The organism is Pseudomonas sp. AU12215 (genome assembly GCF_001675465.2).
Taxonomy (GTDB): Bacteria; Pseudomonadota; Gammaproteobacteria; order Pseudomonadales; family Pseudomonadaceae; genus Pseudomonas; species Pseudomonas nitroreducens.
In genome coordinates this window covers 1-216 of record NZ_MACM02000139.1, presented here as the reverse complement: position 1 = coordinate 216, position 216 = coordinate 1, and the positions used below count along the sequence as shown (strand labels likewise).

At 62.0% G+C, this 216-nt stretch carries 1 pseudogene; it reads right to left on the bottom strand.

The annotated features are described in order from the left end of the window. Window positions 1-216: pseudogene (locus A9513_RS19195) on the bottom strand (magnesium transporter); the annotation flags it as partial.

Genomic DNA, 216 nt, shown 5'->3' with positions numbered 1-216 from the left:
ATACTGGTCGACCACGCGATGCAAGATCGCGTGCAGCACATAGTCGACACCCTTGCCGAACTGCGTCGGCGATGCCTCGAGTTGCTCCCGAAGTTTGCCCAGCGCTCCGGCATTGCCGTGCCGCACGGTGATAAGGTGATTGTGACCGGTGAAGATCGCCATCTTGCCGTAGCTGATCCGGTCGCCGACCAGCTCGGCGGTCTGCGCGACGACGTA